We start from the raw sequence: 2,378 nt of genomic DNA, 5'->3' as shown, positions 1-2,378 counted from the left end.
AGAGATTTTCCATAGTTTCAAAAATGTAGCCATAAGAAAGAAAATCAGCTATCATTTTGACAGCAATGTCGAAAAGTTCATGATGGATTTTGATAGAGATCAAATGGAAATAGTCATTTGTAACCTCCTTTCCAATGCATTCAAATATACCAAGGATCATGGCAATGTAAGTTTGCAAATTGAGATAAGCAACGACAAACTGGCACTCTTAATAACAGATACAGGAATCGGTCTTTCAGAAGAAAATAAAGAGAAAATTTTCAATAGATTTTTTCAAGTACAACAATCAGATTCTGCTAAAATGGTCGGTAGCGGTATCGGATTGGCTTTCTCCAAAAATATTATGGACTTGCATGGGGGTAATATCAAGGTTGAGAGTCAGCTTAATCAGGGTACAACGTTCATTTTAGAATTGCCTTTGCCAACATCTCTGCCTAAGGAAGACAAATCAACAATCGAGACATTGAACATTGAATCCTTGGGTTTGCATGAAGATTTGGATTTTGACCTGTTAGAAGACGAAGCTGATTCCAAAAAGGAAAAACCATTCACAATCTTGGTAGCTGATGATAATGAAGATATCAGGAGTTATTTGCGGGAACTTCTCAAAGATGAATATGAAATTCTTGAAGCTGAAGATGGAGCAGATGCGTTGTCTATTATCATTAGAGAAATGCCGGACTTGGTAGTTTCAGATGTGATGATGCCCAATTTGGACGGCATCAGGCTTTGTCAGGAAATAAAAGGTCAAATCAGTACTTCTCATATTCCTGTCATTCTACTTACAGCCAGGACTTCGTTGGACTATGAATTGGAAGGACTGCAGACGGGAGCTGAAGATTACATCACAAAGCCATTTAATCCGGGTATAGTCAAAACCAAAATTGCCAATATCCTTGAAAACAGGAGGAAATTGAGAGAGTATTTTTTCAATAAGGTCAGGTTCCAACCAAATACCGAAGAAGTACATGAATCTTCTTTGGATGAAGAGTTTATAGAAAAGGCCATCAATTTGGTCAATGATAACCTCCTAAATGAAAATTTCGGTATTGAAACCATGGTCGATGAACTTTTTATGAGCCAATCTACCCTATTTAGAAAAATCAAATCCCTTACAGGATTATCCCTTACAGGCTTTATCAGATCCATCAAACTCAAGAAAGCTGCCCAAATCATTCTTCAATCAGATATTAAACTCAGCCAGGTAGCATTTGAATCAGGGTTCAATGATTATAAGTACTTCAAAAAATCATTTGAACAACAATTTGGATGCCTTCCCTCAGAATATAAAACTAAGATTCTGGAAGGGATTAAATAATATCACCCATTAAAACACGCTAAGTGGCATTTTTTTCAAATTTGAATGATATCACCCCCAAGTTGATTGATTGGTACCACTCTATTGAATAGATAAAAAAGATATTTGAATGTAGAAAAATTCTACAACAACAATAAACCTAAATAAATGTCTATGTACTCATTATTTACTCAGAGTCGACTTGATAGTTGTATTTCGCATTGCTGGCGAAAGAGCCTATGCTTAATCCTACCCCTATTTATTGGTTTAGCCTATCAAGCCGAAGCCTTTCAGCAAGCAAGACAAGTTTCGGGAACTGTAGTTTCCCAAACTGAAAGCGATGGATTGCCGGGAGTCTCTATTACAGTCAAAGGAACCACCCGAGGTACCGTCACTGATATCAATGGCCGATTTACGCTTGAGGTGCCATCTTCGGAATCTATTTTGGTGTTCAGTTTTATCGGTTACCAAACCCAAGAGGTTATGGTAGGAAATCAATCAAACATCAACATCAGCCTTACCGAAAGTGAGGCACTATTGGATGAATTTGTGGTGGTGGGATATGGAGAGCAGAAAAGGCTTAATCTTACAGGGGCTGTCGAAACAGTCAGGTTCGATGAGGCCGTCAACCAACCCGTGACCAATTCAGGACAGTTGATGTATGGTCGGTTTGCAGGAGTGCAATTGACCCAAGCAAGTGGGCTTCCCGGCGCTGATCAATCGGGAATAATTATTAGAGGTCAGGGTTCTTTTGGAGGAACCAACCCACTTGTGGTGATTGATAATATTCAATATGATGGATTGAGAGAATTCAATAACCTTTCACCATCGGATATTGAAAGTATTTCGGTCTTGAAAGATGCTTCTGCATCAGCCATTTATGGAGCGAGAGGCGCGAATGGCGTCATCGTAGTGACCACCAAAAAAGGAGTTAAAGGAAAATTCTCAGTTGATTATAACAACTTCATAGGTTTTCAAAGAGTCACTGTTGTCCCTGAATATTTGGATGGTGTACAGTTTGCTCAATTGAGAAATGAAAGGGACCTGAACTTCAATGGATCCGACGCACCTTTAAGATATT

General features: G+C 38.5%; 2 protein-coding genes. Both read left to right on the top strand.

Annotation, left to right across the window (positions count from 1 at the left end; translation table 11 throughout):
- A partial coding sequence (locus tag ACEW8U_RS11000; protein ID WP_373522090.1) for a response regulator occupies positions 1-1,318 on the top strand: 1,318 nt, incomplete at its 5' end.
- 153 nt (positions 1,319-1,471) lie between these two features.
- On the top strand, positions 1,472-2,378 hold a 907-nt coding region (locus ACEW8U_RS10995; protein WP_373522089.1), incomplete at its 3' end, for a carboxypeptidase-like regulatory domain-containing protein.

This window comes from Aquiflexum sp., assembly GCF_041751335.1.
GTDB lineage: Bacteria > Bacteroidota > Bacteroidia > Cytophagales > Cyclobacteriaceae > Aquiflexum.
This window is presented reverse-complemented; position numbering and strand designations above follow the sequence as displayed.